Raw genomic sequence first — 25,532 nt, forward strand, 5'->3', positions numbered from 1 at the left:
GCGATGTCATAGTGATATCGCTCAAGGGAATGCATAAAAATGACAATCAAGGAAGTTTTCATAACGCCGCTGGGCGCGCACAACAAAAAATCTAAACATCGGATACAGAAATTAAGATCACATTCTACTGAGTTAGAAGGTTACTTCTGACTCTGTCTCTAAATTTGCCTAGGACATATTGCATGTCGAAATCGGCTTCCTCCCATCCTCATACAGCTGCACCTACATGGAGTGGGTTTATTTATCAAGGGCATTTAGCGCTTTATCATTCCATAGAATGTGTGCTCAATAAAATGTCGTTTGAGTTGCAAATCGACAGCATTGATGATTTTGCGATAATTGAAAATGGAATTGCAGTTTCTACGCATCAGGTAAAAGCGCTAGCAGATGATAAAAGAGCTGCCTATGAGGAGGCTCTCGAAAAAGCCGCATCTACATATATGTTGTGTGATAAGACTACCAAAAGATATTTTCATACATCTGCGCGCCTTGATGATGCTTCTGATTTTGTTGGCAGCAATGGGAATGTCGTTAAATTTTATACTTACGATGGACTGCCTTACTGCTATCTCCAAGATGTTGAAGAAAAAACGAAATCAAAAATTGAGAGGTACTTGCTTTCCGAAGAGTTACCTTGTAGTGATTTTTTAGTGAATTTGAAGTTCGAGGCTTTGCAGAGTCATATTGCCGCTCAAGTAATATATATACACGCGTGCAATCAGGATGGGTTAATGAGCGCCGCAGAAGCCGCGTTTACTCAAACTTTAAAAAGTGAGAAGATTGTAGAGTTATTAAGCCTCACCGCTACCCATGAAGACGACATTGTATACAAAATGTTCCAAGCCAGGATGGCCGTTTGTAAATCATTGTATCGGTATACCAATACAATGGAAAAAACAGCAGATAGAACTGTTATTCAAAAAGTTGCAAATGTTTACGATCAGATTAAAGAATTGGGTGATACTCCATTTATTTGGTTGTGGAAGTCGTTATGTTTTGGATCTTCCACAATGGTCGTGAGTGAGAACAGTGTTTATGATTATGTGGATGTGATCTACGATATAGATAAAGCACCACTGAGTGAGCAAAAGCCTCCTTACTATAGGTGTTCTGCCGGCGATTTTTATTTACCAACAGCAATTTCGGCAGACAATGCTCGACGGGAGCATAGGTTTGCTGAAGATCTAATGGAACAGCTGAAAAGCGATCCAGAACTGATAGATATCTTAGTTGAATATCAATGGTTAATCGCAGCTAGAGCAAATATTTTTTCACCCGCTGAGCGATTTTGTGCAGCTACCGGAGCTTCGCGGGATGCTGTAGAAGATGAGTTTTCATTGATGGGTAAGGATCGTAACAAAATAACTAAAGCCTTTGATGCAAAAATAATTTCAAAGGAAGAGGCGAGGATGAAGTTGAATGATTAAAGATATTGTTCTACAGGCTGCCTTGAAACATGAGTTTACTTTGTTTAATACCGGTGACTATTCTAAAGCAGATGACGTCACCATAGAGTATTCGGCAGGAGAAACTTTAGCTGGCCTTGAAGGTGTTGATTATAAGTCTTTGACTTATTTTAGTCAGGATAGTGGAGATAGGAAGCGATTCCTCGCTGTGGCTGAGTGTGGAAATATACCATCACCGCAGGTGCTGAATAAATTAGTGTTACTGTATGCTCCTGAAGCATTCAAATCTGATCCTGCTTTCGATAAAAATACCGATCTGATTATTTTGCATAAATTAAGGCGTCGAGCTGATTTTAATGGAATTGAGAGTAAGGTGTTTGGTATTGAAGAAAATCCATATTATTTTAAAAAATATTTTCTTTATTACAGCGAAGAAGAGCTTAGGTTGTTAGAGGGGCACAACTTCGAAAGCGTTTCAGCGATGGTTGTCGATGATAGGATGTTTGCAGAATATCGAGATCAACCGCTATCGCCTACATTATATAGTGTCGCGGCGAGAATTTTTATAAAGCTTCCATTTGTAAATGTTCCTGTTAAGGAAAGCTCACTGAAGCCGCTTGATATTTATGTAGAGGAAGCACTCGCCGAGAAAAAATTGACCGATCTTCATCTCAAAATCTTTAATTCTTCTGCATCTGGAATTGAAGCAGACAAACTAATCGAGACTCTGATTCATGAAGAAATGGAAAATATCCAGCCTTAAGATTGAAAATTTCAAGCCATTTGAAAATACATCTATTGATTTTCGAGCTGCCTCCATGATTACTTTGGATGGCCCCAATGGTTTTGGAAAAACTAGCATATTTGATGCGTTGGAGCTTTTGTTTACTGGCGTTATACAAAGAATTATCAATACAAATGATGCAACAGTTGCAAAACGTTCGCGCAAAAAACAATTTGAAGAAAACATATACTGGAATAGAAATAAAGAAGGCGACATCGCTATTAGAGCTGAGCTCATAAATCAAGATTCGGGAGAGTCAATTTTCCTAGCTCGTGTTGCTACCATAGCGGACCTATCGAACCCGGATAATAATGCACCTGATAACTTTTCTATTTTTAAGCTTTACGAAATAAGCAGTATTGACTCCAATAAGTTTGGAGAGAGTCTTGATTCTAAAGCACTAGAGAGTATTCTAGGAGAGAACTTCTTAAAAAATTTCTCTTTATTGAACTATCTTGAGCAAGGGCAGAATAGATACCTGTACTCGACGGATGCCACTGAAAGAAAAAAAGGCATTGAGCATCTTATTAATACCGATAAATTGACGAGACAGATATCATATTGCTCTGCGTTAGAAAGTATTATTACGGAATCTTATACTGGGAAAGTGCATACTGACCTCCAAGCTGAGTTGAATGAAAAAATTAAACAGCTTAGTGGTCAGTTTCAAGATGCCGAGAATACCGTTGACTTCAAGCGGTTAAGTACCGCGCTGCCGTCACCTAGTTGGGATGTTGAACAGCCTCTATCGGCTGTAAATGATACAGATATTGAAACTCTGATACGTGAATTACGGAATATATTTAGAATATATCAGAACTTTGATGAGGTTCTGACGAGAAAGGCTAATAGTAATATTGATGAGTTTTTAAAAAGAGAGGTCGATATAAAGTTGGCTCTTCAGTTGGGTTCTGAAGTAGCTGGATATGAAGGTCTGAAAGTAAAAGAGTCAACGCTAGTTGGGCTGGATCATGATCTTTTGATATTCAGAAAGCCAGCTTCAGAGATAAATGAAGTAGACCTAAACGGTCTCAAGAATGCTGCTAATTTGGTTGGTGTAAATAGTCTCATTGAGGCACGGGATCTAATTAAATCTGATAGTGCAGCCAAGAACGCAAAGCTTGTAAATTTACTAAATGCTCATGCAGAGTTGCTGCGGCAACACCAAGAATGTGAAGATTTGGAAATATCCGGTTGTCCATTCTGTGGGTTCTCATGGGCGACTTACTCTGCGTTAGAGGAAGCCGCTGTAAATAATGCGGAAAGAATTCGATCTGAAATAGATGCTTCTGCCCAGAAGTTGGAGGAGACAGTAAGGTCAATACAGGACTTACTAAATTTACAGATAACAGCATTCACACAGCAGCGTGACCTAGTCGCAAAAGATTTCGATAGTGTGCTTTTTAAGGCTCTCACAGCAGCAGAATCTAAGTTCTCAATCATAAGTGAAGTGGCTTTGCAGTTGGTAAATTATGGCGTATCAAAAGATCTTAGTTTTACGGCTGATGATGCAGCTCTGCTGTTACGGTTTAATGAAGCAAAAGGGATTATTGCTACAGCTAAAAAACCAGAAAAGGATGTGCTCCCTTTAGACTGGTCATCTAGCTTAGAGATGGCTTTCTTGAACGCATCAGATATAATCTCACTTAGTGTTTCGGATTTTGAAAATAAAGAATCCTATCTCAGAGCCGCTCATTCTAAATTCAAAAGCGAAGAGTACAAGTCCAAAGTAGCGGAGCTTGATAAGCTCAGTTCTAGGATTGAAGCTGGCAAAAAAATAAAAGCAAAAATTGTTAAGCTTAGGAAGCAATTGGACGACACTGCGAAGCAGTATGCGAAAAAGACTATTGGTGATATAGAGCTGTTATTCCATATATATAGTGGAAGACTCATACAGAATTATCAGCGTGGGTTAGGTTTGTTTATAGTGAGCGGTAAAGGAGATATACTCAAATTCAATACTGCGCTGAAGTCTGATCATGATGCAATCCTGTCTATGAGTAGTGGGCAAATCGCATCATTAGGTTTGGCATTTTTCCTAACATTGAATAGGGTATATGCGCTTAATCCATTTATACTGATTGATGATCCAGTACAGTCAATGGATGAGATTAACATTGCTTCATTGAGTGATTTGTTACGGGTAGAGCTTTCAGATCGTCAGATTTTGTTGTCAAACCATGAGATGGAAGTGTCAACATATATGCGGTATAAATTCAAGCGCGCAGGATTGTCTCAAGCATCTGTTTCTATGTTGCCAAGAAATATAACAGAATAAATGTGTTTTAAGAGTGCGCCTTACAATTAATTTTTTGAGGCGCATATAATCGAACTCATTGTGAGTGATGTGTCCCTTGCATGATCCGCCTGGCAGCCTTTGCTGCTTGGACATCGACCCAATACGTGTTTCCCGGTCTACTCGGTAGTGACGTCTAGTAGGCCTGACGACCCGATGGCAGTATCATTGGCGGTGCTAACGGCGAAAGAGAAGGGTATCGACAGATTCCTGGGGGCATCACTTGCTTTTGCATCAGTCCCTGAATGATTGTTTTTAACATAATATACATTATGCGCACCCATGTGGTTATACGTGGATTCTGGCGTCCTGGCTTGATCATGGGGTTTTCTCCTGTGGCCAACCATTTCAACGCACGTTGCTCATGCCGTTGAACGAATTCGTTTTTCAGCTGGTCTTAAGCCGTCGAGTTTTCGCTGCAGGCTTCATTGCCATTGCCGCTTATTGCTGCGCGACACCATGATGTTTGCGCAAAAATCTCTGAACACCCAATGCCTGTCGCCTGTTCACTTCCTGCAGTAAATGCATGCATGTGAGGCATGCGCTTGCCGCTTCCCAGGATTTCGGCACTTGGCATTCCAACGCCGCTTAACCTCCCAGCAAAATTATCAATCGTTGGTTTGGCCGTCAGCCAACTCTGCCGATGTGATGGACTGCCGTTAACACGCCAGCCAATATCTCGCGAAGTTTCAGCTTTATCACGTTCCACCCACTGAGGATCATAGATAAATGCGTTCTGCCATTAATGATGACCGGGCATGCTTATAGCGACACATCTCTGCGGATATTGAGGCGAAATCCCCCCGCTTTTTTGATCGCGCTACGTGAAATCTGATAAAACATGGCTACTGCGACACTGCAGATTTCACCAAAACACGCCATAAAAATGAACAACTTCTGCCTGCCAAATGCGTACTGGCGTTCGTCTTCACCGTTTCCGGTGGCCTTCATGGCGTTGGCTATACTGAATGGGAACATTCTTCCACACTCCAGGACATCCCCATGTTTGACCATGTGAAATTTGGCGTCAGCGACTTTGCTCTGAGCAAAGCGTTTTTCCTTAATGCGCTGGCGCCGCTGGGCGTAAAGATCGTTGCCGAAGGTGACCCCGATTATGGCGTTGAGCTGTGTCCCGATCGGGGTAACGTGTCATTATGCCTGTTTCAGACCGATGAAAAACCGGCGCATCTGCACCTGGCATTTACCGCAAGCAGCCGTGAACAGGTCGATGCGTTCTATCACGCCGCGTTAAGCGCCGGCGGCAAAGACAATGGCGCGCCCGGTTTACGCCCCAATTATCATGCCCACTACTATGCGGCGTTTGTCATTGGTCCGGATGGCCATAATATCGAGGCGGTTTGCCACAACGCAAACGACTAGTTTTTCCCTTTTAAAACAGAAAATTACACAGAGGTAAAGATTCTGAATTTAACATAATGCATAGCGACGGTGTCACTATTAGTTACCCCGTCACGTCAATCCACTCCGCTCCCGTGATGCCGGCCAGCCGCTGTGGCGCAATTCTCACGCCAGAGTTATCGCTGCCGCCTGCCGGAAGCACTTCATCGAAAGCGCGCAGGCTATGATCGCAGTAGATCCTCACCGCCTCCGGTGCGGCAAAGGGACAAACGCCGCCGGGCGGATAGCCGGTTAATGCTTCAACCTCTTCCGCCGGCAGCATACGCGCCTTCACGCCGAAGAATTGCTTGTACTTCTTGTTGTCGATTCTGGCAGTTCCCGCCATCACCAGCAGCACCACTTCGCCGTTAACGCGAAACGAAAGCGTCTTGGCGATCTGCCCGCTCTTCACGCCAAAGGCTTCTGCCGCCAGCGCCACCGTTGCGGTGTTCTTTGCCAGCACCGTCACCGTCGTCTCCGGTGCGTGCTCGGCCAGAAAACGCTGAACGCGTTCTATGCTCATGCCCTGCCTCCTGATATTGCTAAGCCATTGATAATGCCGAAGTGATGGTTTCGGTTTTAACATCGCATGCTAAAAATGAGAATCAAAATTGTTCAAATCGCTGGATCTGAACAAAGCTTTAAGGGGCCAATGGCCTTTTTACCCATCATTTTTCATGGAGATGCCTGCATGACCACGCAAACGACAGCAAGGCCCTCAGCGGCCGCAGTGGCCGTCTATGAATGGCTCAACCCGATACCTTACGGATTTTTCACCGCGGCGCTGATTTTCGACATCATTTATGCCTGTACCGCTAATATTCAGTGGGTCAATGGCGCAAGTTGGCTAATTGCCATCGGCCTGATTTTTGCCATCATTCCCCGCCTGATTAACCTGGTACAGGTATGGTTCGGCAGCGCTCGGCTGCGGGGATCGTCGGTCAAACTCCATTTCTGGCTGAATTTGCTGGCCATCGTTCTCGCCATTATCAACGCTTTCGTGCATAGCCGGGATGCGTATGCCGTGGTGCCCCAAGGCCTGGTGCTGTCTGCGATCGTGGTCGCGCTGCTCAGCCTGGCGAATATTCTGCTGGCCCTTGGCGCCCGCGCAAAATAAGGAGGTTTTCATGAAGCTCTCATCTCTGGCGCTCACCCTTTCCGCCGTTTTGGCCTTGGCCGGCTGCGATAACAGCGCCGTCATTTCGCCAGAGCAACAAATTGGCCCGGACCCGACGTTGCCGGCGGCGCAAGACTTCCTGATCCCGCCGATGCAGGTGCCTAAGGGCATTGGCTGGCAACAAGATCAGACGCCGAAAGTGGCGGAAGGCTTGAAAATCGATAAGGTGGCAGACGATTTGCTTCATCCGCGTCAGTTGCTCACGCTGCCCAATGGCGATGTGTTGGTCGTGGAGGCCAACGGGCCGGGCACGGAAGCGGTGAGCACGCCCAAGCAGCTGATCGCCGGCCTGGTGAAAGGCCAATCCGGTAAAGGCGGCAAAGGGGGCAATCGCATCACCCTGCTGCGCCCGACCGCCGGCGGCAACTGGGAAAAGCACGTCTTCCTCGAGGGGCTCGATTCCCCGTTCGGCGTCCAGTTGATTGGCAATACGCTGTACGTGGCCAATACCGGCAATATCATGCAGTACGCCTATCAGCCAGGCGAAACGCGCATCAGCGATCCGGGCAAAGAACTGGCCGATCTGCCGGACACCATCAACCATCACTGGACCAAGGCCCTGCTGGCCAGCCCTGACGGGAAAAAGCTGTATGTCGGCGTCGGTTCCAACAGCAACATCACCGAAAACGGCCTGGCCGTAGAGTACCGGCGCGCCGCCGTGCTGGAAGTGGACACCGCCTCCGGCGCCAGCCGCATCTTCGCCAGCGGCCTGCGCAACCCGACCGGGCTGCAGTGGGAGCCGCAAAGCGGCAAGCTGTGGGCGATTGTCAACGAGCGTGACGAAATCGGCGCCGATCTGGTGCCGGATTACCTGACCTCGGTGCAAGACGGCGGTTTCTACGGCTGGCCTTACAGTTATTTCGGCCAGCACGTCGATCGACGGGTACAGCCGCCGCGGCCGGATCGGGTGGCGAAAGCCATCAAGCCGGATTACGCGCTCAGCTCGCACGTCGCGCCGCTGGGGCTGCTGTTCTACACCGCGAGCGCTCTGCCGGCCGACTATCGCGGCGGCGCTTTTATCAGCGAGCACGGCAGTTGGGATCGCTCGCCGCTGAACGGCTATCGGGTCAGCTATGTAGCGTTTGAGCAAGGCAAACCGGTCGGCAAGCTCAAAGCGGTGGTCACCGGCTTTGTCTCCGATGATGAGAAGGAACTCTATGGCGCCCCTGTGGGGCTGGCTGTCGACAAGACCGGCGCTTTGCTGGTTGCGGATGACGTCGGCAATACTGTCTGGCGCGTCAGCGCGAAGTAAGGTTACGGGCGGGTTCCGGTGAACTCGCCCGTGACATTGTCACTCACTCCTCTGCGCCAGCCAGATCGTTCTTCCCCCGCAGGCGGGATCTTCCACGATATGGTCGACCACGCGGAAGCCGTTCTCCTGCAATAAACGCCTATACTCTTCCGGCGCCAGGCTGGCGTGAAACAACGGCTGGCCTTCGAAGCTGCCGATCGCCACGCCGTCTGCAGGGCCGCTGGTGAACATCAGTGCGGCATGCGGATTGGCATGCCGTCTGAACAGCGGAAACATGCGGCGCTGATCGTCGCGCGCCAGATGAAAGAAACTGTCCCAGGCCAGCAGGCCGTCGAACCGGGTCGCCAAATCCAGCTGGCGCATATCCATTTGCCGCCACTCCTGCTGTGGAAAACGCTGCCGGCAGCGCGCGATCATCGCCTGCGCACCGTCGATGCCGGTCACCCGATGCCCCTGTTCGATAAAATAGGCGGCGATCGGCGCGCCATTGCCGCAGCCGAGATCCAGCAGCTGCGCGTTGGCCGGGGTAAGCTGCAAAAAGCGGTCGAGCCACGGCCGTTCAAACAGCGTGGTAGGTCTGAGGCGTTCCCAGGCGGCGGCATGTTCGTCATAAAGCGGAATAATCGTGCTCGCCAGTTTTTCCGTCATTAATATTGTCCCCGTCACGTTATTGGCGTAAGAAAATAGCCTTTGGTCAGAATTAAAGCGCTTATCCGATAATATATTCATCAACAGAGCGTTGACCTGAAATAAAAGGTTTTAACATTTCGACATAAACCAGTACAATTCCCTCCCCTGTGTTAACCCTTTTTTAGGTTGATTGTGTCGTTAATTCAGCCCCCTGCATCACGTAACCGGGCCGCCGCCTGGTTAGGGATGTTCGCCATTCTGATGTTGTTCATTGCGCCGGTGGTCTCGCGATCCCTGGAGCATGCGCGCGCCGGAAGTGCTGAAACGACCGTCATGGCGGACTGCGGCATGGCGATGCCGATGCATCATGAGATGCATTCGCCGCCGGCCGCGCCGGAAAAGGCCGCATCGCCGATGATGCAGCACGGCGGCGGCCACCACAACATGGCGATGATGATGGACGACAGCGCCTGCGGCTACTGCGTGCTGTTGCTGCACGCGCCGCTGCTGGACGTGAGCCACGCCCCGCTGTTCTGGTCTCAATCTCTGGCCTCGCGCCCGCCGCCGACTCATTATCTCGTTCCCCTGTTTGCCCACGTCGTTCATACCGAATTACAGCCGCGCGCGCCGCCCGTCTCTTTCCTCTGATTTAACAATACCCCATTGCCGTTTCTGTATTGCCGTTGATCGTTTCAACATGGCGGAATTAATACGCCCAATGGTTATGCATTGAGACGACATTATTAGCCCGGTTATTTCCACGTTGAGGGAATTAACCCCCGTATTTTCCGATGGTGATTTTCACCAGGCATCCCCACGCCTGAATAAATCGCCGGAGAATAATGGAAAAAAGTTAGCTTAAGGAAAGATGATGTTTAAACCCGCTTATAAAAAGCACGCCGTCACCCGCGCAATCACCACCGCCATGCCGCTGTTCCTGCTGGCCGGCCACGCGGCGCAGGCGCATCAGCACCCTGCCAACACACAGGTTAATGATGGCGACGTGATCACCGTCACCGCACCGCTCTACTCTCCGCTGACCATCGTGACGTCACCAAAAACCCCGCGTCAGCCGGTGCCCGCCAGCGACGGTTCGGACTATCTGAAAACCATCCCCGGTTTTTCGCAGATCCGCAACGGCGGCACCAACGGCGATCCGGTATTTCGCGGCATGTTCGGTTCGCGGCTGAAAATTCTCACTGACGGTTCGGAGATGCTCGGCGCCTGCCCATCGAGAATGGATGCGCCCACCTCTTACATCTCGCCGGAAAGCTTCGATCTGCTGACCATCACCAAAGGGCCGCAGACGGTGCTGTGGGGGCCGGGTTCGTCGGCGGGCACGGTGCGTTTCGAACGTGAACGTCCGCGCTTCGACAAACCGGGCATCAAGGGCAACGCCAGCGTGCTGACCGGCTCCAATGGCCGCTGGGACGAGAATATCGACGCCAGCCTCGGCGCCGAACAAGGTTACCTGCGGGTGATGGCCAACAAGTCGCGCGCCAATGATTACCAGGACGGAACGAATACGCGCGTGCCGTCGCGCTGGGACAAATGGAACGGCGATCTGGCGCTCGGCTGGACGCCGGATGCCGACACGCTGCTGGAAGTGACGATGGGGCGCGGCAACGGCGAAGCGCGCTATGCCGGCCGCAGCATGGACGGTTCGCAGTTCAAACGCGAAAGCCTGGGCATGCGGGTGGAGAAATCCAACATCGGCGAGGTGCTGGATAAGTTGGAAGCGCAGGTCTACTACAACTACGCCAACCACGTGATGGACAACGTGACCCTGCGCTCGCCGGGCAGCGGCGGCATGGGCGGCCATGGTGGGCATGGCGGCATGAACATGGGGGGCCACGGCGGGCACATGATGTCTTCCGGCATGACGATGCAGCTCGATCGCCGCACCATCGGCGGCCGCGTGATGGGCACCTGGCAGTGGCAGGACGTGAAGCTTGAAAGCGGCCTGGACACGCAGACCAATACCCACCGCAGCATGAGCCGCGGCAGCTGGGAAAAAGACGCCCAGTTCAACAGCTACGGCGCCTTCGGCGAGCTGACATGGTCCACCAGCGAGCAGGATAAGCTGATCGGCGGCGCGCGTCTCGATCGCACCCTGGTGGAGAACTTCCGCAGCGGCAGCGATGTGGAACGTTCAGACACCCTGCCGAGCGGCTTTATGCGCCTGGAGCATACGCTGGCCGAGCTGCCGCTGATGCTGTATGCCGGCGTCGGCTATACCGAGCGCTTCCCGGATTACTGGGAGCTGTTCTCGCCGAAGCTGGGTCCGAACGGCAGCAAGGATCCGTTCTCCAGCGTCAAGAGCGAGAAAACCACGCAACTCGACATCGGCGCGCAGTACAACGGCAAGCGCTTCAACGGCTGGGTCTCCGCGTATGTGGGCCGCGTCGATGATTTCATCCTGTTCAAATACGATCCGCACAATGCGCGTCTCAGCCAGGCCGATAACGTCAACGCCAACATTATGGGCGGCGAAATGGGCATGGGTTATCAACTGAGCGAGCACTGGAAAACCGACGCCAGCCTGGCCTACTCCTGGGGGAAAAACACCAGCAACGGTCGCCCGCTGCCGCAGATCCCGCCGCTGGAGGCACGCTTGGGGCTGACCTATGAGTACGGCGACTGGAGCGGCACCGGCCTATGGCGTCTGGTCAGCAGCCAACACCGCGTGGCGATCAACGAAGGCAACGTAGTAGGCAAAGACTTTGCCGAAAGCGCCGGCTTCGGCGTGCTCTCCGCCAACGCCGCCTACAAGGTGAATAAAAACGTCAAGCTGAGCGCCGGTCTGGATAATATCCTGAACAAGACCTACAGCGAGCACCTCAACCTGGCGGGCAACAGCGCCTTCGGCTATTCGGCCAACAGCGCGGTGAATGAACCGGGCCGCACCCTGTGGGCTAAGGTTAACGTCACCTTCTAAGCCGTTCACCGGGCGATGGGCAACCGTCGCCCGGTTACGCGATATGCGATCCGGTTCTTAGGATATGAGTTTTAAGTTTTTCCCATTCGGTTTAGCGGCGATTACTATCACTCTCAACGTAATCAACGATCCGGAGGGAATATGCAAAAGCTCACTCGTTTTCTGGCCCTGCTCGGCGAGCTGATGATTGAAAAAGCCGAAGACGCCGCGCCGCAGGCTGCTCAGCCTGACGATCGCGACGACGCGCTGCCACCGCGCCTCGAGCGTGGCGTTGCGCTGGCCGACCGCTTCCTGTTCATGTAATTCCCGCGCTGTTTTTTGTCCCGCACGTTCCGGTATTTCATTACCGGACGCCTGCGTCTATCTTCTTTCGATGGTTCCAGCAGATTCCTTACGCCTGAAACCCCTGTGGAGGAGATAGCAACGCAATGAAGATCAGAACGATAACCCCGCAAGACGCTGAAGCGCTGACGCAGTTATTGAATGAGGTGATCAGAGCCGGCGGCACGACCGCGATAGAAACGCCCCTCACCCCAGCCGAGTTCAGCGAATGGTTCATCAGCGGCGACAATGCGCTGAGTTGCCAGGTCGCGGAGGTGGATGGCGTGTTGGTGGGCTTTCAGTCGCTGAGCGTTGACGATGCACTGCCGCCCGATACCGCAGATATTGCCACCTTTTCCCGCCTGTCGCCGAAGGTACGTGGCGTTGGCAGCGCGCTGTTTCCCGTCACGTTAGCGGCAGCGAAGTCGCACGGTTTCAAGCACATCAACGCCACCATCCGGGCGGATAACGTGGGCGGTCTCGCCTATTATCAAAAATGGGCTTTCGCGATTACGATCGTCTGCTGCAGGTGCCGCTCAGCGATGGCACGCCGGTCGACAGAATCAAAAAGCGCTTTTCCGTTTAATCAGCAGCCCCTGAAAGCGCATCTCGCGCCGGGGCAAGACGGTTTCGGCGTTCACATCAAGTAACCGGATGCGCACTCCCTGGCGCATCCGGGGAGTCTCGTTAATTCAGAGCGGCGAGAAATGCCCGATAGCCCTGCGCGCTGCTGTCCAACTCGTGCTGCTGAACCTGCTCTGCCGTCCCGTCCGAAGCGGCTTCCTTGCCGTAAAAGGCAAAGAACGAAGCATAGTCGGCCCGCACATAATCGGCGGTCACTTCAAACGGCCGGAAGATCTCCTCCAGCGAGTAGCGATAACGCCCTTCACGCGCGTAATCTTCTGCGCGCACGCCCGCCGTGACCGCCAGCGCCAGTTTCTTGTTCTGCATCTTATAGCCACTGCGAGAACCGTAGGCCCAGCCGTAGGTGAGCACGTCGTCCAGCCATTTTTTCAGCAGCGGCGGGCTGCTGAACCAGTAAATCGGGAATTGCAGCACGATGTTGTCATGCGCTTCAATCAACTGCTGTTCCCTGGCGACGTCGATCCGCCAGTCCGGATAGGCCTGATGCAGTTCGTGCACGGTATACAGCGCCGGATAGCGCCGCAGTTCCTCCAGCCAACGTTTGTTGACCACCGAATTCGCCATATCGGGATGTGTCACTACCACCAACGTTTTCATACTGATCTCTCCAGTCAGGTGTTTCGACGCATCTTAGGGTATGCTGACAGAATGTAAAATACGCACACTCACGACACATACTTACCCTGGAGAAAGTGTAAATGACCGCCGAATCCCACTGCAGCCCTACGGGCATCAGCCTTGAAGACACCGGTTATGGCTACACCCTGTCGGTGATCAACGGTAAATACAAAATGATTATTCTCTACTGGCTGGCGTTGTATAAGCCGGTATTGCGGTTCAACGAACTGCAGCGCTGCATCGGCACCATTTCGTACAAGACGCTCAGTTCGACGTTGAAAGAGCTGGAAAAAGACCGTCTGGTGGTGAGAAAGGAGTATCCGCAGATCCCGCCCAAGGTGGAGTACAGCCTGTCCGAGCGCGGGCGTTCGCTGATCCCGGTGATCGACATGATGTGCGACTGGGGGGAGCGGCACCGGCCGGAACAGCCGGCGCCGTGAGGGGTCAGTTGTCCGCCGCCGCTGAGGTTGCCGGAGCCGGCTCATCGTGCTCGACCAACGCGTCCGCCGGCCGGCACTGGCGCAGCGTGCGCACGCTGAAGGCCACCAGCACGCCGAGCACTGCGGCGAATGCGCCAAACGACAGCACGCTCATCAACGGGGTAAATACCCTGCCCAGCACGCCGAGCCCCAGCGCGCCGATCGAATCGCCGGTCACGTCCTGCGCGGTGCCGAGGCTGTTCACCCGCCCCAGCAGATGATCCGGCGTATTGCTCTGGATCAGCATGAACTGCAAGAGCGAGGCGATGGCATTGGCGTAGCCGTAGCACACCAGCGCCAGCAGCGCCGGCGCCAGATGGCTGAACAGCCCCAGTGACGCGATGGCGGTGAACGCGACGATAGCGGCGATCAGGATCAGCACCCCAGGGCGAGAGAAACGCCCCACCCAGCCGCTGGTCAGCGCGCCCAGCATCGCACCGAGCGGCACTGCGGAGTACATCAGGCCGATAGAGGACGCGCCGACGTGGTAAGCGTCCTGCGCCAACGCCGGGAACAGCACCCTGACGGCGCCGACGATGCTCATCAGCATCCCCAGCAGCACCACCGAGCCGACCACCTTATTGCGCCAGACAAACTGGAAGCCGCTGGCGAGCGCGCGCAGCGGGTGTTCCGGCTCCTGCTGCTGCGGCAGCAGCGTCGGCAGGCGCACCAGCGGGACCAGGGTGCCCAGCGTCCCTGCCGCCGCGACGGCGAAAGCGAGACCGACGCCGCCGAACACGATGATGATCCCCCCCAGCGCCGGCGCCAGGATCGCGCCGATGCGCACCGTCACCATGCTCAAGGCCCCCGCCGCCGCCAGGTTTTCGCGCCCGACCAGCAGCGGGATCACCGCCATCAGCGCCGTCATGCCGAGCGCGCCGAAGAACCCGTCCCAGGCAGCCAGCAGGTAGAGCGCCCACAGCGACGGGGCCGGCGCGAAGGCGTTCAGACTCAGGGCGACAAAGCCCAGCCCGCAGGTGCCGCGCGCGAACAGGATCAGCTTGCGGCGATCGTAGCGATCGGCGAGCACCCCGCCCAACATCAGGCCGATAAACATGCCTACGCCGTCCAGCGCCACCGCCACGCCCACCTGCAACGTGGAGCCGGTCATCGCCTGGATCTGAATCGGCACCCCCACCGCCAGCATGCCGAGTGAAAACACCGACAGCATGCGGGCGCAGAAAATCGCACGAAAATGCGCATTGCTTCTCAGCAAACTGAAATCAAGAAAAAAAGAAGGTCTGGCCATAGTGTCCTGCATATCATGTTTTAGTACGGGCCGTGGCGCACGCCCCGGCCCGGTTGCGTTATACCAACCCGTATTGCCGCGTCAGCAGCGAATGCAATAGCGGCCCTAGCGTCTCCAGCGAGGCCGGCGACAGAATGTCCGCGTGCTCGCAACCTTGGTGATGACAGATCAGCCGATCCAGATACGGCGCCCACACGGCGTTGATGTCCATCAATGGCGGCAGCGTCCGATCGGCGACAAACAGCGTCGCCGTGCCGTGGAAACGCTGACTGCGCGCTTGAGAAAGGAGGCGCACCGCGTCACGATAGTTGGCGACGATGCTGTCGAACATCGCCGCCTTCTCCGCCATCAGCGTCGGATCGCCATGATCTTCCGCCATAAACTCGGCCTGTTCCTGCGCCACCTCCTTCTGCGCCTCTTCCTCGGTGGGGCCGGTCCAGTCCTGGCCTTCCGGCGGATAGGTATCCAGCATGCCGAGGAACGCCACCTCTTCACCCTGCTGCTGCAGACGCGCGGCCATCGAATGCGCCAGCGTGCCGCCGAGCGAATAGCCCAGCAGGTAGTAAGGCCCCTGCGGCTGCAGGCGGCGCAAAGTGGCGAGATGACGATCGACCATCTGCTCAATGTCCTCGCAGGTGGCGATGACGCCGTCCGGTCTTGGCGACTGCAGACCGATGATCGGGTAACTCCCCGGCAGATACCGGCTCAGCCCCGAGTACTGCCAGGCGAAACCGGAAGCCGGATGCAGGCAGAACAGCGCCGGGCCTTGGCCCGCCCGCAGCTGCAGGCACTCGCCGACGCCACGGCTCTCGGCCGAGCCGGCGGCCTGCGCGTCATCGAGCAGGTGCGCCATTTTCTCCAGACTGCGGGCGAACATGATCTGCCCGACGCTCAGCGGCCGGGTGACGCGCCGACGCAGCTCCGCCGCCAGGCGCATCGCCAGCAGCGAGTGGCCGCCCAACGCGAAGAAGTCGTCGTCGGCATACACCGTCTCGCGCCCCAGCAGTTCGCTGAACAGCGCCGCCAGCAGGCGCTCGCTGTCGCTGTGCGGCACGCGGCCGCTCTGCGGGCTCAGCTGCGGCCGAGGCAACGCCTTGCGATCCAGCTTGCCGCTGGCGCTGAGCGGGAAGCTGTCGGTCATGACATAGCTGACCGGCATCATGTGCGCCGGCAAACGCGCCTCCAGCGCCTGATGCAGGACGGCGGTATCCAGCGTCACGCCCGGCTGGGCGATCAGCCAGGCGACCAACTGCCGCATATCGGCGCCGCCCAGCCCCGTCGCGCCCTCACCCAGTTCGATGGCGTGCACCGCCGCCTGCGCTACTCCCGGCTGCGCCAGCAGCGCCTGTTCGATTTCGCCCAGTTCGATGCGCTGGCCGCGGATCTTCAGCTGATCGTCGCTGCGCCCCAAATACTCGACGCTGCCGTCTTCCAGCCAGCGGGCGATATCGCCGGTGCGATACATGCGCGCCCCGTTGCCGGCGGGATCGGCGACAAACCGCTGCGCCGTCAATCCCGGCCGATGCAGATAGCCGTCGGCCAGCTGAATGCCGCGCAGGTAGAGATCGCCGGCGCAGCCGACGGGCACCGGCCGCAGCATGGCGTCGAGAATGCTCAGTTGGGTGTTCCAGACCGGTTTGCCGATCGGCACGCCGGCGCCGCTCACCGCCGCCAATGCCTCGCCGGACGCCGGTTGATAGGTGACATCAACCGCCGCCTCCGTCGGGCCATACAGGTTATGCAGCGGCGCGGCGACCAACGCCTGGTAGCGGGATGCCAGTTCACACGACAACGCCTCACCGCTGCAGAACACGCGTTTCAGGCTGGCGGCGGCGCGCTGCGGCGCACGTTCGTTCAGCGCCTCAACCCAGATAGCCAACATGGACGGAACGAAATGCAGCGTGGTTACGCCATAGTCGTCGATCAATGTCGTCAGCGCCTGCGGATCGCGGTGCGCCTCCGGCGGCGCCATCACCAGGCGCGCGCCGACCATCAGCGGCCAGAAGAACTCCCAGACGGAAACGTCGAAGCTGCACGGCGTTTTCTGCAATACCACGTCCTGCGCATCGAGCGAATACTCATGCTGCATCCAGAACAGACGGTTGACGATCGCCCGGTGGTTCACCACCACCCCTTTCGGCCGCCCGGTAGAGCCCGAGGTATACAGGACGTAGGCGGGATAATCGCCGTTCCCCGCCGGTGCGCGCTGCATCGGTTCGCGCCCGCTGTCGTCCAGCGCATCGAACCGCAACGTCGGCGCCAGCGCGGCAAAACGGGCATCCAAGGCGCTCTCGGTGATAATCAGCCGTGGCTTGGCGTCTGCCACCATGTAGGCCAGACGCTCATCCGGGTAACCGGTATCCAGCGGCAGCCAGGCGGCGCCGGTTTGCACAATCGCCGTCAGCGCCAGGCTGAGGCGCACGGAACGCGGCAACGCCACCGCGACGATATCGCCCGGCTGAATGCCCGCCGCCGTCAGCCGTTCGGCCAACAGCGCGGCCTGGCGCTGCATGTCACGGTAGCTGAGGGTGTGCCCGGCATCCAGCAACGCGATGCGTTCCGGCGTGCGCCGAGCTTGATCGGCGATCGCCTGATGCAAGGTGGTGTCCGCTACCGCCTGTGCGGTGCGGTTGACCGCCGCGATCAACGCCTGTTCCTGCGGGGTTTGCAATTGCCAGCGCGGCAACGGCAGATCCGGTTGCGCAATCCATTGTTGCAGCAGCGCCATCAGCCGCGCGGCGAAGCGTTCAGGCTGCGGCACCGAGTCACGGTACTCCATCAGCAGACGCAGACGCTCGCCCGGCAGCACCAGCAACGTCAGCGGATAGTGGGTATAGCCTTTGTTGCGGATGGCGTCGCAGCGCAGGGAACCTGTGCCGCCGAGCAAGGCGTCGTTGTCCGGGTAGTTCTCCACCACCAACAGCGTATCGAACAGCGTGCCCGCGCCGGCCAGGTGCTGGATCTCACCCAATCCCAAATCGTCGTGCTCCAGCAGTTCAATCTGCCGGTGTTGCAGAGCGGTCAGCTGTTCCGTCAACGGCCGGCCGTTTTCCAGCCGTACGCGTACCGGCAGCGTGTTGCTGAACAGGCCAACGTGCTCTTCCACGCCGTCGATCTGGCCAAACCGCCCGGAAACCGGCGAGCCGAACACCACGTCCTGATGGCCGCAACAGCCGGCCAGCTGCAGCGCCCAGATGCCCTGCATCACGGTATTGAGCGTCAGCCCGCGTTCGCGGCACAGGGTCAGCAAACGCTGTTCCTCCGCCGGCGGCAGCGTCATTTCCAGCTCAAACACGCGGTCGTCCTGCGTCTCGCCAAACAGCAGCGTTGGCCGTACGTCCTGCAGCGTCTCGCGCCAGATGCGGCGCGAGGCGTCGGCATCCCGCGCGGCCAGGCGGCGCACGATATCGGCATAGTTCGAACGCAGCGGCGGCAACGCCGTTATCCCTTCACGCAATGCGAGCATCAGATCGTTGAGCACCACCGGCGTCGACCAGCCATCGACGATCAGGTGGTGGGCATTGAGGAACAGCGTGCAGCGTTCGCTCTCGCCGTGTTTGACCCACAGCGCATGCAGCATCGCGCCCGGCTGATTAAACAGATCGCGCCGCAGTTCTTCCTGCTCCAGCTCATTCAGCGCCTGCATTTCTTGTTCGGCGGACAGCGGCGGCAGCCTGTGGCTGTCCAGCGGCCAATGGCTTTCCTGCGGTATCAGCTGCAGCGGTTCGCCCTCGCGGTTGAACCGGGCGGCCAGCTGCGGATGGCGGCGGATCACCGCATCCAGCGCCTGCTGGAGCCGTGGCGCGTCCAGTTCGCCGCAGAGGCTCAGGCGCGTCAGCGAGTTATAACTGCCGCCCTGCTGCGCCGTCTGGGCATGGAACAGCAAGCCGTGCTGCAAGGGCAACAGCGGCAGCGCATCGGCCAACGGCCCATACTCCCGCTCCCAGGCGCGCAGCGTTTCATCGTCGACGTTCGGTTGGGCGATCTCGGCCGCCGTCAACGTTGCCGCTGCGCGTTCGGGATGCCGTTCGGCAAACTCGCACAGCGCACGCACGGCCTGCTCGATGCCCCTATGCAACGCCTCGATGTCGCTCGCGCTGAAAATCCCCTCCAGCCAGCTCCAGTTGATCGCCAGACACGCGCCGTCGCGCCGCTCTTCGACAAAGATGTTCACTTCCAGCCCGTAACACAGCGCCTGCTGCGTATCCTGCGCTACGGCGAAGGCGTCTCGGAAACGGGTCCGGCTGCGCTGCGGCGTCCAGTGTCCCTCATCCTGGCCGAAGCGCCCGAGGTAGTTGAACAAAATCTCCGGCGCATTGCGCTGCGCCAGCGCGGCCAGTTCGTCACGCTGCGGATGCAAATAGCGCAGTTGACCATAGCCGATGCCGCGATCGGCCACCGCACGTGTCACCCGTTTCACCGCGCGCACGGCCTCGTGGTGTTCGGCGTCATGCAGTTCGATGCACAGCGGGTACTCCGCCGTCAGCCAGCCGACGGTGCGCGCCAGATCGAGGCTATCGTCCAGTTCGGCGCGGCCGTGCGACTCCAGCGAAAAGCGCAGCGAAGCGGCCTGGAAATGACGCCGGCAGGCCAGCGCCAGCGCGCACAGCATGATCTCTTCGACCTGAGCGCGGTATCCCTGCGGCAAGGCGCCCAGCAGCGCGGCGGTCAGCCGGCTGTCGAGCAGCGTGCGCCGTTCGCTCACCGAAGCGAGACGATCGGTCTGCGGATCCAGCGCGCGTCGCCCCAAGCGCGGCACGCCGTCCGCCAGCATCTGCCGCCAGAACGGCAGCTCGGTTTCCCGGCGTTCGGCGTCGGCCCGTAAACGCGCGGACCACTCATAGAGCGAGGTTTCCTCCGGCGGCAGCGCGATCGGCTGCCCCTGCATGGCGCTGTCGGCCGCTTGCCGCAGTTCGTCGAGCAGGATGCGCCAGGAAACGCCGTCAACCACCAGGTGGTGGATCGCCAGCACCAGCCCGAGGCTCTGCCCGTCACGCTGCAACAAGATGGCCTGCATCATGTTGCCCTCGGCCGGATTGAGGCGCGCCAGCGCGGCATCAAACGCCTGTTCCGCTACGGTTTCCAGATCGTCGGATACGGGATGACGCTGCATCAATTCACCGGCGGCGGCGGTTTCAACCACCAACTGGCCGTCGCGGATCCGCGCGCCCAGCGCCGGGTGTGCCGTACGCAGCTGTTCCAACGCATAACGCAGCTGTGCCGGTTGCAATTCGGCAGGCACGCGCAGGAAAACGCCGTGCGCGAAGCGACGATGCATGTCGCCCGTCTCGGCAAACCAGTGCAGGATCGGCAGCCCGTCGATCGGCCCTTGCTGCACGCTGCGCGCGGCCTGAGATCCAACGGCCAGCGGATGCATCGCCTGCGCCATGCGCGCGGGGGTGTGCAGCGCGAAGATCTCACGCGGCCGCAGCAGATACCCGTTGCGCCGCAGGGCGGTGCCCAGCCCCATCGCCGAGATGCTGTCGCCGCCGAGCGCGAAGAAATCGTCGTCGGCGCCGACGCGCTCCATCCCCAACAGCTGGGCCATGGCGCGGCAAATCAGCCTTTCCTGCTCGGTGGCCGGCTCGCGCAGGCTTTGCGCCAGCGTCTCCTGCGGTTTGGGCAGCGCCTGACGGTCAATCTTGCCGTTAACGTTAAGCGGCAGCTCCGGCATCACCACCAGGATCGCCGGCACCATGTAATCCGGCAGACGCTGCGCCAACTGCCCCAGCAGCTCGCTCTGCAGCGCGGGTGAGACGCGCCGCGCGTCATCCTGCACTGAGCAGTAACCGATCAGGCGATAGGTGGCGCCGATCCGCTCGGCGATCACCACCGCCCGCCCCACGTCCGGCAAGGCAGCCAGCGCGCTCTCCACTTCACCCAGCTCGACGCGGAAGCCGCGCACCTTGATTTGGTGATCGGTACGGCCAATGAACACCAGCTGGCCGTCCGCGCTCCAACGCATCAGATCGCCGCTGCGGTACATCACCTCGCCGTCGGCGAACGGATTGGCGACAAAGCGCGCTGCCGTCAGATCCGGGCGGCGCAGGTAACCGCGCGCGATGCCCTTGCCTGAAATGTACAGTTCCCCCGCCGCGCCGATCGGCACCGGCTGCAGGCGACTGTCGAGCAGCCAGACTTCGGTATTGGCCAGGGGGCGCCCGATCACCGGCTGGTCTGCGGCCGTGACCGGCGCGCCGAGGGTATCGACGGTGTATTCGGACGGGCCGTAATAGTTATGGATCTCGACTTCCGGATGCTGCCGCATCAGGTTCCACAGCGTCGGCGTCGCCGCCTCGCCGCCGATCATCACAAACGCCGGCAGTGGGAACTGTCCCTTCAGCAGGCCGCAATCCACCAACTGCGAGAGGAACGACGGCGTGATGTCCAGCAGATCGATCGGGGTCTGTTGGGTCTGTTCGAGCAGCGCCCAGGGGTCGCGGCGCAGCTCTTCATCGAAGATAACCAGTTCGCTGCCCATCATCATGCAGAACAGCGGCTCCCAGGAGGAGTCGAAAGAGAACGAAGCGGTATGCCCGGCGCGCAGACGCCGCCCGCGGCGAGCCTGGAATTTTTCGATCGCCGGGCCGAACAGCGAGGCCTGATGTGACAAGAACAGGTTCAGCAGCCCGCGGTGCGTGGACATCACGCCTTTGGGTTTGCCGGTCGAACCGGAGGTGTAAATCATGTAGGCCAGATGCGCCTCGTTCAGCGGCACGCGCCGCTCTTCGTCCGATATCGGCGCGGCCTCGGCGGCCGCACAGCGCGCCCGGCATTGCGCCTCATCGAGGCACATGATCTGCGGCAGATCCGGCATGTTGGCCCGCGTGTCGCTGTGGGTCAGCAGCATCACCGGCCGCGCGTCGTCGCACATCAGCGCCAGACGTTCACGCGGATAATCCAGATCGAGCGGCATATAGGCCGCGCCGCTGGCCAACACGCCAAACAGCGCGACCAGCGTGTCCACCGAGCGCGGAATGCCGATGGCGACCACGTCTTCGGCGCCGATGCCGCTTTCGATCAGCACGCGCCCCAGTTGCATCACCCGTTCACTGAGTTGACGGTAGCTGAGGCGCACATCGCCGCAGGTCACCGCCAACGCCTCGGGCTGTCGCTCAACCTGACGCTGGAAAGCGTCCATGATCGACACCATGCCCGCCGGCGGCGTCAGCTCAGCGCCGCGCCCCCAGGCCGCGAGTTGGCGCAGCTCCCCTTCGCTGACCAGCGCCAGTTGACCGTTCGGCTGATGCGGCCGCCGCGCCAGTTGCTGCAACCAATGGCCAATGCGCTCCGCATGGCCTTGCAAGGTGCGCGGCGCGTATTTGGCAGGGTTGGCCACCAACGACAGCGTCAGCACGCCGCTTCGAAAACCGATCTCAAACTCGAGGTCGTCGACCGGCCCCATCGCCAGCGTATGGGTAACGGCCGCTTGACCGTCGAAGGACAAGTCGCTGTGGTAAACCTTGACGTTGACCACCGGGCCGTACAGCTCCTGATGGCCGCCGATCAGGCCGAGATCGCGTTTGATCTGCTCCGCCTCATAGCGTTGATGGCGCCGCACCTGTTTGATTTGCGCCGCGGTGGCCTGGCAGACGTCCGCCAGCGACATCTCCGGCGTCACGTTCAGCAGCAGCGGCAGCACGTTAACCACCGGGCCGATCGCCGCCAGCGCCTGCGAACCCATGCGGCGCATGAAAGGAAAACCGATGGAGAGCCGGGTTTCGCCGCTCATGCGCGCCAGATACATCGCCAGCGCCGCCGTGACGATATCGGCCGGTTGCAACGACTGCAGCGCCGCATCGCGCAGCGCTTCGTCAAACAGCGACTCCGGCAGCACCAGCGCCTGTTTGAGCGGCCGAGCGCCCGGTTCGACCTCGCGGTTTTCCGTCGCCAATGACAGCGGCGACGGCAGATCGCGCAGATGCTGCCGCCAGAATTCGGCCGCCCGCTGGCGTGCGGCCGACGTTTGCCATTGCTGAAACTCTTCCACCACCTTGCCGAACGGGGTAAACGGCGAGGCCGCCGGCGACAGCCCGTGGCGCAGCGCGCGGTAGATATCGGCGATCCGGCGGGTGATGGCCTCGAAGCTGAAGCCGTCCAGGGTCAGATGATGAAAGCGCTGGTACCAGAACCAGCGATCGGCGCTGATGCGGATCACCGCATGGCGATAGAGCGGGCGCTCGCCGTCCGCGGGCAGATCCTGCGCCAGATCGTCGTGCATCAGCGCCAGCGCCGCCTGCTCGGCGTCTGGCCGCGCGCTGAAGTCAAACCACTCCGGCGCCAGCACCCGCGCGGGATCCGCGTTCAGCGGTAAACGTTGCACCGGCTGGCCGTCCTGCGCCTCAAAGAAGCGCGCCTGAACCGTATCCGCCTCTGCCAGCCCCTGGCGAATCGCGCGCTCCAGCGCCGAACGATCGATATCGCCGTGCAGTTCGGTGTAGTGCGCCACGGCAAAGCTGTTGCGCCGCAGCGCGATTTGGTCGGCAATCCAGATCCCCGGTTGCGCCGCAACCAGCGGATAATCCCGATACTCGACCTGAGTATCCGGCAAAGAAAGCGTTTCTGACATGGTGTCTGTCCTTTTCCTCAAACGGAATGTAGCGATGTGGCTGTGCGGCGATTAACGCGGCGCATCCGCCGCTTTCAACGACGCCGGCCGCATGTCCTGCCAGTGCGCTTCGATATAGTCGATACATTCACCGCGCGACGCCGGCCCCATCAACACGCGCCATCCCGGCGGCGTATCGGCAAACTGCGGCCACAGCGAGTACTGCTGTTGCGCGTTGACCAACACGGAGAAACGGAGACTTTCGTCATCGAACGGGTTTTGTTGTTCCTGAGTCATTTGCCTTACCTGTCTGTCAAAATGTGGAATTACTTCATTGCGGAAAGCAGCCGGCGCACGCCGTCCACCAGACCGCCGCGCCAACAGAGCGCGTCATGTCCGCCGGAATACACGCGGTAGTCGGCACGATGCCCGGCCGCCGTCAGCGCCTGGTGCATCTGGCGATTGACGAATTCGATGTCCGCCTCCCGATCGCCGGCTTGCTGAATCACGGTGAGCGTCGGCGCGGTCGCGCCGCGCTGCCGAACCTGGCGTATCAACCAGCCTTCCTCCAACTCATGGCGTTTTTCGAACTGGGTAACGAATTGCACCGTGGGCCACCAGAAGGAGCCGGACTGGCTCAGCACATGGCCGAAGCGCTCGGGCCAGTGCAGGCCGGCGTATAACGCCGCCAGTCCGCCGTAGCTCTGGCCGGCGACCACGGTGCGCGCCCCCTCTTCGCTGAACGGTTCGCGCCGCTGCGCCTGCGGCAGCAGTTCGTCGATCACCGCCTGCCAAAAGGCGGCGTTGCAAGGCAGCTCGTTTTCCCGGTGTTCGCCATCGATCGCATCGATCAGCAGCCAGCACGCGGGCGGCAGATGCCCTTTTGCGGTCTCGTTCTCAATCACCGGCAGCAATGCGTGCCTTTCGATCCAGTTCTGGCCGTCGAGCAGCAGCACCAGCGGGCGGTTGGCGTTGTCCGCCGCCTCGCCGCCGGCATACAGCCACACGCGCCGCCGGGTGCCCAGCCGTTCGCTGTGCCAGTGAAAAAGCTGTAGCCGCGCTTCATCCAACGGCCGATCGGCGGCCTGCCAAGCGCTTTGGTCGTCCGCGTCCGGCCCCTGAGCCAGGGAAACGGCGCGCGGGCGATAAGCCGGCCCCAGCGAGGTGCGATTCAGCGGATCGGCGATCGCCAACGGAAACAGCGATACCCACCAGGCGCGCTGCTGGCGATCGCGCAACGTTTCGTCGTCGCTGAAGACGGGAGGAAGATCCCGCGCCGTAATCGGGATCAGGCTGTAACTGCCGCGCCAGCGGCGATCGACAACGGCCGCGCCGTACCAAACGTCGGTGCCGGGGAGCCTTTTCAGGCTGCTGGGGGTCGTGCTGTGATGGTCGGTAATGCCGTTGATATCGGCATAGACCCGGCATATCGGCGAGTGCCGCTCGTCGCCGGCAGGATCGCGCCATAGCCAGGTCATTCTGACGTGCTGTTCATCGTGCGCGTCGACGACAGGCGTGCCATGAGCGGCAACCTTCTGCCACCATGCGGGTTGCCCCGCCGCCGCCTCACGCAGCCAGTGCGCCGCCAATCCCTCATGGCCGTGTTCTGGCCTCTTTTCCGGCAAAAACTCCATAGCGCCCCTTACATAACGTGCGTGACTTTTACAAAACCTGACAATCGTATTGATACTCATTATCATTTTCAATACTATTTGTCGGATTTTTGCCGTCGTGCAAACGCGACGTCTCCGCGTCGACGAGGGAAAGCGTATTCATCGGCATTGCGGGGTT

General features: G+C 58.1%; 20 protein-coding genes. 11 read left to right on the forward strand and 9 right to left on the reverse strand.

Annotated features, from left to right (window positions below; genetic code table 11):
* Positions 1–182: 182 nt before the first annotated feature.
* The 3 genes from ACJ8IP_RS03810 to ACJ8IP_RS03820 are packed head-to-tail and all read left to right on the forward strand — an operon-like array spanning position 183 to position 4,468.
* The gene (locus tag ACJ8IP_RS03810) at positions 183–1,427 is read left to right on the forward strand and encodes an ABC-three component system protein (protein ID WP_273974193.1); all 1,245 of its coding nucleotides are present in this window, start codon (positions 183–185) and stop codon (positions 1,425–1,427) included.
* Positions 1,420–2,169 (forward strand): ABC-three component system middle component 1, encoded by a 750-nt coding sequence (locus ACJ8IP_RS03815; RefSeq protein WP_273974194.1) that lies wholly within the window; start codon positions 1,420–1,422, stop codon positions 2,167–2,169. The genes ACJ8IP_RS03810 and ACJ8IP_RS03815 overlap by 8 nt, the downstream gene beginning before the upstream one ends.
* Entirely contained in the window at positions 2,141–4,468 is a 2,328-nt protein-coding gene (locus tag ACJ8IP_RS03820; RefSeq protein WP_273974195.1) for an AAA family ATPase, read from the forward strand. Before ACJ8IP_RS03815 ends, ACJ8IP_RS03820 begins: the two co-directional genes overlap by 29 nt.
* A gap of 415 nt (positions 4,469–4,883) precedes the next feature.
* Here ACJ8IP_RS03820 and ACJ8IP_RS03825 read toward each other — a convergent pair whose 3' ends face one another.
* Both ACJ8IP_RS03825 and ACJ8IP_RS03830 read right to left on the reverse strand, forming a co-directional pair.
* Positions 4,884–5,195 (reverse strand): hypothetical protein, encoded by a 312-nt coding sequence (locus ACJ8IP_RS03825; protein WP_442524310.1) that lies wholly within the window; start codon positions 5,193–5,195, stop codon positions 4,884–4,886.
* A 53-nt stretch (positions 5,196–5,248) separates the two neighbouring features.
* Positions 5,249–5,464: a hypothetical protein gene (locus tag ACJ8IP_RS03830; RefSeq protein ID WP_442524311.1), complete on the reverse strand. Its 216-nt coding sequence runs from the start codon at positions 5,462–5,464 to the stop codon at positions 5,249–5,251.
* Positions 5,465–5,488: 24 nt separating this feature from the next.
* Here ACJ8IP_RS03830 and ACJ8IP_RS03835 point away from each other — a divergent pair, with 24 nt between their 5' ends.
* The gene (locus tag ACJ8IP_RS03835) at positions 5,489–5,866 is read left to right on the forward strand and encodes a VOC family protein (protein WP_182074142.1); all 378 of its coding nucleotides are present in this window, start codon (positions 5,489–5,491) and stop codon (positions 5,864–5,866) included.
* An 82-nt stretch (positions 5,867–5,948) separates the two neighbouring features.
* Here ACJ8IP_RS03835 and ACJ8IP_RS03840 read toward each other — a convergent pair whose 3' ends face one another.
* Positions 5,949–6,407: a YbaK/EbsC family protein gene (locus tag ACJ8IP_RS03840; protein ID WP_442524312.1), complete on the reverse strand. Its 459-nt coding sequence runs from the start codon at positions 6,405–6,407 to the stop codon at positions 5,949–5,951.
* A gap of 168 nt (positions 6,408–6,575) precedes the next feature.
* Between ACJ8IP_RS03840 and ACJ8IP_RS03845 the strand changes: the two genes are divergently transcribed.
* Positions 6,576–7,001 carry a DUF2231 domain-containing protein gene (locus ACJ8IP_RS03845; protein WP_033650381.1) on the forward strand — a complete coding sequence of 142 codons (426 nt, stop codon included), beginning with the start codon at positions 6,576–6,578 and terminating at the stop codon, positions 6,999–7,001.
* 10 nt (positions 7,002–7,011) lie between these two features.
* Positions 7,012–8,313, forward strand: a complete 1,302-nt coding sequence (locus ACJ8IP_RS03850; RefSeq protein ID WP_442524313.1) for a PQQ-dependent sugar dehydrogenase — start codon at positions 7,012–7,014, stop codon at positions 8,311–8,313.
* A gap of 39 nt (positions 8,314–8,352) precedes the next feature.
* On the opposite strand, the gene ACJ8IP_RS03855 is transcribed toward ACJ8IP_RS03850, so the two are convergent.
* On the reverse strand, positions 8,353–8,961 hold the full coding sequence (locus ACJ8IP_RS03855) for a class I SAM-dependent DNA methyltransferase (protein WP_149542438.1): 609 nt from the start codon (positions 8,959–8,961) through the stop codon (positions 8,353–8,355).
* A gap of 228 nt (positions 8,962–9,189) precedes the next feature.
* Between ACJ8IP_RS03855 and ACJ8IP_RS03860 the strand changes: the two genes are divergently transcribed.
* The 4 genes from ACJ8IP_RS03860 to ACJ8IP_RS03875 all read left to right on the forward strand — a co-directional run bounded on the left by ACJ8IP_RS03860 (position 9,190) and on the right by ACJ8IP_RS03875 (position 12,852).
* Entirely contained in the window at positions 9,190–9,591 is a 402-nt protein-coding gene (locus tag ACJ8IP_RS03860; RefSeq protein WP_071845141.1) for a DUF2946 domain-containing protein, read from the forward strand.
* 277 nt (positions 9,592–9,868) lie between these two features.
* Positions 9,869–11,881, forward strand: coding sequence for a TonB-dependent copper receptor (locus ACJ8IP_RS03865; RefSeq protein ID WP_342205016.1), 2,013 nt, complete (start codon positions 9,869–9,871; stop codon positions 11,879–11,881).
* A 141-nt stretch (positions 11,882–12,022) separates the two neighbouring features.
* Complete coding sequence (locus ACJ8IP_RS03870; RefSeq protein WP_182074138.1) at positions 12,023–12,184, forward strand: hypothetical protein; 162 nt, start codon at positions 12,023–12,025, stop codon at positions 12,182–12,184.
* A 125-nt stretch (positions 12,185–12,309) separates the two neighbouring features.
* The gene (locus ACJ8IP_RS03875; RefSeq protein ID WP_442524314.1) at positions 12,310–12,852 is read left to right on the forward strand and encodes a GNAT family N-acetyltransferase; all 543 of its coding nucleotides are present in this window, start codon (positions 12,310–12,312) and stop codon (positions 12,850–12,852) included.
* Positions 12,853–12,889: 37 nt separating this feature from the next.
* Here ACJ8IP_RS03875 and ACJ8IP_RS03880 read toward each other — a convergent pair whose 3' ends face one another.
* Positions 12,890–13,444, reverse strand: a complete 555-nt coding sequence (locus ACJ8IP_RS03880; RefSeq protein ID WP_072627639.1) for an NAD(P)H-dependent oxidoreductase — start codon at positions 13,442–13,444, stop codon at positions 12,890–12,892.
* Positions 13,445–13,545: 101 nt separating this feature from the next.
* On the opposite strand from ACJ8IP_RS03880, the gene ACJ8IP_RS03885 reads away from it, so the two are divergent.
* The gene (locus ACJ8IP_RS03885) at positions 13,546–13,905 is read left to right on the forward strand and encodes a winged helix-turn-helix transcriptional regulator (protein ID WP_033643111.1); all 360 of its coding nucleotides are present in this window, start codon (positions 13,546–13,548) and stop codon (positions 13,903–13,905) included.
* A gap of 4 nt (positions 13,906–13,909) precedes the next feature.
* On the opposite strand, the gene entS is transcribed toward ACJ8IP_RS03885, so the two are convergent.
* Genes entS through fes form a run of 4 tightly spaced genes read right to left on the reverse strand, consistent with a single transcriptional unit; the run spans position 13,910 to position 25,375 of the window.
* Complete coding sequence (gene entS / locus ACJ8IP_RS03890; protein WP_033640276.1) at positions 13,910–15,193, reverse strand: enterobactin transporter EntS; 1,284 nt, start codon at positions 15,191–15,193, stop codon at positions 13,910–13,912.
* 58 nt (positions 15,194–15,251) lie between these two features.
* Positions 15,252–23,762 carry an amino acid adenylation domain-containing protein gene (locus ACJ8IP_RS03895; RefSeq protein WP_442524315.1) on the reverse strand — a complete coding sequence of 2,837 codons (8,511 nt, stop codon included), beginning with the start codon at positions 23,760–23,762 and terminating at the stop codon, positions 15,252–15,254.
* A 51-nt stretch (positions 23,763–23,813) separates the two neighbouring features.
* Positions 23,814–24,038, reverse strand: a complete 225-nt coding sequence (locus ACJ8IP_RS03900; protein WP_033643114.1) for an MbtH family protein — start codon at positions 24,036–24,038, stop codon at positions 23,814–23,816.
* A gap of 29 nt (positions 24,039–24,067) precedes the next feature.
* Entirely contained in the window at positions 24,068–25,375 is a 1,308-nt protein-coding gene (gene fes, locus ACJ8IP_RS03905) for an enterochelin esterase (RefSeq protein WP_404757867.1), read from the reverse strand.
* Between the last annotated feature and the right edge of the window lie 157 nt (positions 25,376–25,532).

This window comes from Serratia sp. CY52157, assembly GCF_052168495.1.
GTDB classification, from domain to species: Bacteria; Pseudomonadota; Gammaproteobacteria; order Enterobacterales; family Enterobacteriaceae; genus Serratia; species Serratia ureilytica.

Excerpts from the sequence above, each read along its gene's own strand:
- ACJ8IP_RS03885 (WP_033643111.1), top strand. The coding sequence starts at position 13,546 with ATGACCGCCGAATCCCACTGCAGCCCTACGGGCATCAGCCTTGAAGAC.
- ACJ8IP_RS03845 (WP_033650381.1), top strand. The coding sequence starts at position 6,576 with ATGACCACGCAAACGACAGCAAGGCCCTCAGCGGCCGCAGTGGCCGTC.
- ACJ8IP_RS03900 (WP_033643114.1), bottom strand. The coding sequence starts at position 24,038 with ATGACTCAGGAACAACAAAACCCGTTCGATGACGAAAGTCTCCGTTTC.
- ACJ8IP_RS03865 (WP_342205016.1), top strand. The coding sequence starts at position 9,869 with ATGCCGCTGTTCCTGCTGGCCGGCCACGCGGCGCAGGCGCATCAGCAC.
- ACJ8IP_RS03815 (WP_273974194.1), top strand. The coding sequence starts at position 1,420 with ATGATTAAAGATATTGTTCTACAGGCTGCCTTGAAACATGAGTTTACT.
- ACJ8IP_RS03870 (WP_182074138.1), top strand. The coding sequence starts at position 12,023 with ATGCAAAAGCTCACTCGTTTTCTGGCCCTGCTCGGCGAGCTGATGATT.
- ACJ8IP_RS03840 (WP_442524312.1), bottom strand. The coding sequence starts at position 6,407 with ATGAGCATAGAACGCGTTCAGCGTTTTCTGGCCGAGCACGCACCGGAG.
- ACJ8IP_RS03820 (WP_273974195.1), top strand. The coding sequence starts at position 2,141 with ATGAAGAAATGGAAAATATCCAGCCTTAAGATTGAAAATTTCAAGCCA.
- ACJ8IP_RS03850 (WP_442524313.1), top strand. The coding sequence starts at position 7,012 with ATGAAGCTCTCATCTCTGGCGCTCACCCTTTCCGCCGTTTTGGCCTTG.
- fes (WP_404757867.1), bottom strand. The coding sequence starts at position 25,375 with ATGGAGTTTTTGCCGGAAAAGAGGCCAGAACACGGCCATGAGGGATTG.
- ACJ8IP_RS03880 (WP_072627639.1), bottom strand. The coding sequence starts at position 13,444 with ATGAAAACGTTGGTGGTAGTGACACATCCCGATATGGCGAATTCGGTG.
- ACJ8IP_RS03895 (WP_442524315.1), bottom strand. The coding sequence starts at position 23,762 with ATGTCAGAAACGCTTTCTTTGCCGGATACTCAGGTCGAGTATCGGGAT.
- ACJ8IP_RS03855 (WP_149542438.1), bottom strand. The coding sequence starts at position 8,961 with ATGACGGAAAAACTGGCGAGCACGATTATTCCGCTTTATGACGAACAT.
- entS (WP_033640276.1), bottom strand. The coding sequence starts at position 15,193 with ATGGCCAGACCTTCTTTTTTTCTTGATTTCAGTTTGCTGAGAAGCAAT.
- ACJ8IP_RS03875 (WP_442524314.1), top strand. The coding sequence starts at position 12,310 with ATGAAGATCAGAACGATAACCCCGCAAGACGCTGAAGCGCTGACGCAG.
- ACJ8IP_RS03830 (WP_442524311.1), bottom strand. The coding sequence starts at position 5,464 with ATGTTCCCATTCAGTATAGCCAACGCCATGAAGGCCACCGGAAACGGT.
- ACJ8IP_RS03835 (WP_182074142.1), top strand. The coding sequence starts at position 5,489 with ATGTTTGACCATGTGAAATTTGGCGTCAGCGACTTTGCTCTGAGCAAA.
- ACJ8IP_RS03860 (WP_071845141.1), top strand. The coding sequence starts at position 9,190 with ATGTTCGCCATTCTGATGTTGTTCATTGCGCCGGTGGTCTCGCGATCC.
- ACJ8IP_RS03810 (WP_273974193.1), top strand. The coding sequence starts at position 183 with ATGTCGAAATCGGCTTCCTCCCATCCTCATACAGCTGCACCTACATGG.